2 tRNA genes and 3 rRNA genes are annotated in these 5,958 nt (G+C 57.7%); all 5 read left to right on the top strand.

Annotation, left to right across the window (positions count from 1 at the left end):
* Positions 1-327 precede the first annotated feature (327 nt).
* The 5 genes from JCR33_RS24625 to rrf all read left to right on the top strand — a co-directional run bounded on the left by JCR33_RS24625 (position 328) and on the right by rrf (position 5,803).
* Positions 328-1,789: ribosomal RNA gene (locus JCR33_RS24625) — 16S ribosomal RNA — on the top strand.
* 206 nt (positions 1,790-1,995) lie between these two features.
* Positions 1,996-2,072: transfer RNA gene (locus JCR33_RS24620), tRNA-Ile, on the top strand.
* A 272-nt stretch (positions 2,073-2,344) separates the two neighbouring features.
* Positions 2,345-2,420: transfer RNA gene (locus JCR33_RS24615), tRNA-Ala, on the top strand.
* Positions 2,421-2,803: 383 nt separating this feature from the next.
* Positions 2,804-5,512, top strand: a 23S ribosomal RNA gene (locus JCR33_RS24610).
* Between the two features lie 176 nt (positions 5,513-5,688).
* Positions 5,689-5,803, top strand: a 5S ribosomal RNA gene (gene rrf / locus JCR33_RS24605).
* The 16S, 23S and 5S rRNA genes sit together here with 2 tRNA genes alongside, the layout of an rRNA operon.
* Positions 5,804-5,958: the final 155 nt, after the last annotated feature.

Raw genomic sequence — 5,958 nt, 5'->3', positions numbered from 1 at the left:
CCCCGTCACTGGCGGCGCGGGGAGGGTATCTTTCGCGGGCTGGTTTTCAGGGCATGCGGGATCGGGTTGGTCCGAGTGGATCGGGCGGCCGGGTTTTGTTGTCTCTGGGTTGAGGGCGAGGCTCTCACGGGGTTTAGGTACCCCGGTTTTTTGACAATTGAATGAAGAAGAAAGAGAAGCGTGGGCGGCGTTGTCCTTGCGGATCTGGACCTGGGGAACTGGGTTTGGATCGATCAGACAACGGCGGACACGTTTCAGGACGGACCGCTCGATCGAGAGATCGAGAGTGTGTCCTCGTCAACGTGATCTTGCCGGATCAAATTGTCTCAACTTGAGAGTTTGATCCTGGCTCAGAACGAACGCTGGCGGCAGGCTTAACACATGCAAGTCGAACGCACCCTTCGGGGTGAGTGGCAGACGGGTGAGTAACGCGTGGGAACCTACCCTTCGGTTCGGAATAACTTTCGGAAACGGAAGCTAATACCGAATACGCCCTTTGGGGGAAAGATTGATTGCCGAGGGATGGGCCCGCGTTGGATTAGCTTGTTGGTGAGGTAACGGCTCACCAAGGCGACGATCCATAGCTGGTCTAAGAGGATGATCAGCCACACTGGGACTGAGACACGGCCCAGACTCCTACGGGAGGCAGCAGTGGGGAATATTGGACAATGGGCGAAAGCCTGATCCAGCCATGCCGCGTGAGTGATGACGGCCTTAGGGTTGTAAAGCTCTTTCGCTAGGGATGATAATGACAGTACCTAGTAAAGAAGCCCCGGCTAACTTCGTGCCAGCAGCCGCGGTAATACGAAGGGGGCTAGCGTTGTTCGGAATTACTGGGCGTAAAGCGCGCGTAGGCGGGCTGTTAAGTCAGGGGTGAAATCCCGGGGCTCAACCTCGGAATTGCCCTTGATACTGGCAGTCTAGAGTCCGTGAGAGGTGAGTGGAACTCCGAGTGTAGAGGTGAAATTCGTAGATATTCGGAAGAACACCAGTGGCGAAGGCGGCTCACTGGCACGGTACTGACGCTGAGGTGCGAAAGCGTGGGGAGCAAACAGGATTAGATACCCTGGTAGTCCACGCCGTAAACGATGATAGCTAGCCGTCGGGGTGCATGCATCTCGGTGGCGCAGTTAACGCATTAAGCTATCCGCCTGGGGAGTACGGTCGCAAGATTAAAACTCAAAGGAATTGACGGGGGCCTGCACAAGCGGTGGAGCATGTGGTTTAATTCGAAGCAACGCGCAGAACCTTACCAGCTCTTGACATCCCCTGACCGCTGGAGAGATCCAGTTTTCCCTTCGGGGACAGGGTGACAGGTGCTGCATGGCTGTCGTCAGCTCGTGTCGTGAGATGTTGGGTTAAGTCCCGCAACGAGCGCAACCCTCGCCTCTAGTTGCCATCATTCAGTTGGGCACTCTAGAGGGACTGCCGGTGATAAGCCGAGAGGAAGGTGGGGATGACGTCAAGTCCTCATGGCCCTTACGGGCTGGGCTACACACGTGCTACAATGGCAGTGACAATGGGAGAATCCCAAAAAGCTGTCTCAGTTCGGATTGTTCTCTGCAACTCGAGAGCATGAAGTCGGAATCGCTAGTAATCGTGGAACAGCATGCCACGGTGAATACGTTCCCAGGCCTTGTACACACCGCCCGTCACACCATGGGAGTTGGTTCTACCCGAAGACGCTGTGCTAACCTTAGGGAGGCAGGCGGCCACGGTAGGGTCAGCGACTGGGGTGAAGTCGTAACAAGGTAGCCGTAGGGGAACCTGCGGCTGGATCACCTCCTTTCTAAGGAAGACATGGATCAAGGCTTGCCTTTCCGCGTCTCTTGGAAACACGCCGGGCCTTCGGGTACCGGCTTTGGCGGGATGGCGCCGCCTTCGTTTCTCTTTCTTCGTGAACGGTATGCGTGGGATCGCCGGCCAGGGGTCGGCGGGGCGCGAACCTCGTTGCGTTGCGTGGGTCGTCTGACGTACACCCGCGAGACCGACGGCGGGCCTGTAGCTCAGGTGGTTAGAGCGTACGCCTGATAAGCGTAAGGTCGATGGTTCGAGTCCATCCAGGCCCACCATTTTGGTTGTGCTATCGGCCTTCGGCCGACTTGAGCACAATTTGGTTGTGCTATCGCGCTTTGCGCTACGTGAGCACAATTTGGTTGTGCCATCGTGCTTTGCGCTACTTGAGCACGACTTGGTTGTGCTCTCGCGCTTTGCGATGCATGCGCACGGCTGGGTGCGATTGGCATCACCGATGACCTTTTCCAGTTCGGACCTGTTCCGAAGGGGAGCCGGGTCCCACCTGAATGTGCTCGAGGAGGCCGACGGCCGGCAGCACAGAAAAGACGGGGCCTTAGCTCAGCTGGGAGAGCACCTGCTTTGCAAGCAGGGGGTCGTCGGTTCGATCCCGACAGGCTCCACCATCGCCGTTCACGAACACCGAGCTTCCCCCTCTTCGGAGGGGGGCGGGCGCCCGGCGCCCCGCGGAGGGAGACCTCCGCCATCATCCGACATCGTGAAGAGAAGGTTTGTTCGCCCAGCGGCGACGGCCGTGTCCTCCGGAACGCGAGTTCCCGGGGCCATGATCATCCCGTCCCGCTGCGTCAGGCGAGGGTTTCTCCGACATCCGGCCGACTGGCCGACTGTTTGCCCTCCCTGCCCCGTCGATCGGGTCCCTGACCGGACCCGGACGGGACATGCGGACAGATCTCGTGAAACTGGTCTTTCCTTATCGTGTCCACCCGTTCCTTCGGCTGAAGGGATGCGCTCCCGCAGGGGCGTCGGGGTGGGCATCGATAATGAGAGTGATCAAGTGCCTTAAGAGCATCTGGTGGATGCCTTGGCATCGAGAGGCGATGAAGGACGTGGTACGCTGCGAAAAGTCACGGGGAGGTGCGAACAACCTTTGATCCGTGAATGTCCGAATGGGGAAACCCCCCCGTTAAGGGGACCCGCAAGGGAGCGAACCCGGGGAAGTGAAACATCTCAGTACCCGGAGGAAAGGAAATCAACCGAGACTCCGCTAGTAGTGGCGAGCGAACGCGGACCAGGCCGTGCTATGACACAAGAGGAATGAGTTGGAAAACTCAGCCATAGAGGGTGACAGCCCCGTACTTGTAAGATGATTAGCCGTTCGAGTAGGGCGGGACACGTGAAATCCTGTCTGAACATGGGGGGACCACCCTCCAAGCCTAAGTACTCCTCGATGACCGATAGTGAACCAGTACCGTGAGGGAAAGGTGAAAAGCACCCCGACAAGGGGAGTGAAATAGTTCCTGAAACCGGATGCTTACAAACAGTGGGAGCCCGCAAGGGTGACCGCGTACCTTTTGTATAATGGGTCAGCGACTTAGTCTGACGAGCAAGCTTAAGCCGGTAGGTGTAGGCGAAGCGAAAGCGAGTCTGAACAGGGCGTTCAGTTCGTCGGATTAGACCCGAAACCGGGTGATCTAGCCATGAGCAGGCTGAAGGTTGGGTAACACCAACTGGAGGGCCGAACCGTTGAATGTTGCAAAATTCTCGGATGACTTGTGGCTAGGGGTGAAAGGCCAATCAAACTCGGTGATAGCTGGTTCTCCGCGAAATCTATTTAGGTAGAGCGTTGGACGTATCCCTCAGGGGGTAGAGCACTGGATGGGCTATGGGGGCTCACCGCCTTACTGATCCTAACCAAACTCCGAATACCTGAGAGGACTATCCAGCAGACACACGGCAGGTGCTAACGTCTGTCGTGAAGAGGGAAACAACCCTGATCACCAGCTAAGGCCCCCAAATCGTGGCTAAGTGTGAAAGGATGTAAGGACCCCAAAACAACCAGGATGTTGGCTTAGAAGCAGCCATCATTTAAAGAAAGCGTAACAGCTCACTGGTCTAATTAAGGGTCCTCGCGCCGAAAATGTAACGGGGCTCAAGCCACGTGCCGAAGCTGTGGGCTTGTCTTTGACAAGCGGTAGCGGAGCGTTCCGTAGGTCCGTGAAGGGATACTCGTGAGAGGTCCTGGAGATATCGGAAGTGCGAATGCTGACATGAGTAACGATAAAGGGAGTGAGAGACTCCCTCGCCGAAAGTCCAAGGGTTCCTGCGTAAAGCTAATCTGCGCAGGGTTAGTCGGCCCCTAAGGCAAACCCGAAAGGGGTAGTCGATGGGAATGCAGTTAATATTCTGCAACTTGGTGGTAGTGACGAATATCGTGTGTTGTTCATCCTGATTGGATTGGGTGGGCAGCGAAGATGTTCCGGGAAATAGCTCCACCGTATAAACCGTACCCGAAACCGACACAGGTGGACTGGTAGAGCATACCAAGGCGCTTGAGAGAACGATGCTGAAGGAACTCGGCAAATTGCCTCCGTAAGTTCGCGAGAAGGAGGCCTCGGGTTCGGGCAACCGGATCTGAGGGGCACAGACCAGGGGGTAGCGACTGTTTATCAAAAACACAGGGCTCTGCGAAGTCGCAAGACGACGTATAGGGTCTGACGCCTGCCCGGTGCCGGAAGGTTAAAAGGAGGTGTGCAAGCACCGAATTGAAGCCCCGGTAAACGGCGGCCGTAACTATAACGGTCCTAAGGTAGCGAAATTCCTTGTCGGGTAAGTTCCGACCTGCACGAATGGCGTAACGACTTCCCCGCTGTCTCCAGCATCGACTCAGTGAAATTGAATTCCTCGTGAAGATGCGAGGTTCCTGCGGTCAGACGGAAAGACCCCGTGCACCTTTACTATAGCTTTACACTGGCATTCGTGACGACATGTGTAGGATAGGTGGTAGGCTTCGAAGCCAGGGCGCCAGCCTTGGTGGAGCCACCCTTGAAATACCACCCTTGTTTTCATGGATGTCTAACCGCGGCTTGCGCCCGGGACAGTGTATGGTGGGTAGTTTGACTGGGGCGGTCGCCTCCCAAAGAGTAACGGAGGCGCGCGAAGGTGGGCTCAGAGCGGTCGGAAATCGCTCGTTGAGTGCAATGGCATAAGCCTGCCTGACTGCGAGACTGACACGTCGAGCAGAGTCGAAAGACGGCCATAGTGATCCGGTGGTCCCGCGTGGAAGGGCCATCGCTCAACGGATAAAAGGTACGCCGGGGATAACAGGCTGATGACACCCAAGCGTCCATAGCGACGGTGTTGTTTGGCACCTCGATGTCGGCTCATCGCATCCTGGGGCTGGAGCAGGTCCCAAGGGTTTGGCTGTTCGCCAATTAAAGCGGTACGTGAGCTGGGTTCAGAACGTCGTGAGACAGTTTGGTCCCTATCTGCCGTGGGTGTCGGAGAATTGACAGGATCTGCCCCTAGTACGAGAGGACCGGGGTGGACGTACCTCTTGTGGACCTGTTGTGGCGCCAGCCGCATTGCAGGGTAGCTACGTACGGACGGGATAACCGCTGAAAGCATCTAAGCGGGAAACCCACCTGGAAACGAGTTCTCCCTTGAGAGCCGTTGTAGACGACGACGTTGATAGGCTGGATGTGGAAGCGTGGCGACACGTGGAGCTTACCAGTACTAATCGCTCGATCGGCTTGATCACTCTCATTACCCCATGCCCATCCTCCGGATCCTCCGGACGATGCGACACCGATAAACGAAAGATCCGGCCTCGCCGGACGGGTTCGACCCGCCAGTTTCACGATCATGGTCGCGGCCGCCGCCCTCCCCCTCGGGGAAGGAGCCCGGCACCGCGACCACGAGAGCATCCTCCGCCGGCCTGGTGGCCTTTGCGAGGGGTCCCCACCCGATCCCATTCCGAACTCGGCCGTTAACCCCCTCAGCGCCAATGGTACTTCGTCTCAAGACGCGGGAGAGTAGGTCGCCGCCAGGCCTGCCGAGGATGCCCCCACACCCCTTCTCTTCATGCACACCCCACCCGATCCGACCCCCCGCACCGGCAATGCACCAGCACCGCCGACACGAGACGGGCGGTCCCCGTGACGCCCCTCCCCGCGCCCCCGCCCTCACGCCGGGGCGGCGAGAGCC

Origin of the sequence: Acuticoccus mangrovi (genome assembly GCF_016411865.1) — a bacterium.
In the GTDB taxonomy this organism is placed as follows: domain Bacteria; phylum Pseudomonadota; class Alphaproteobacteria; order Rhizobiales; family Amorphaceae; genus Acuticoccus; species Acuticoccus mangrovi.
This window is presented reverse-complemented; position numbering and strand designations above follow the sequence as displayed.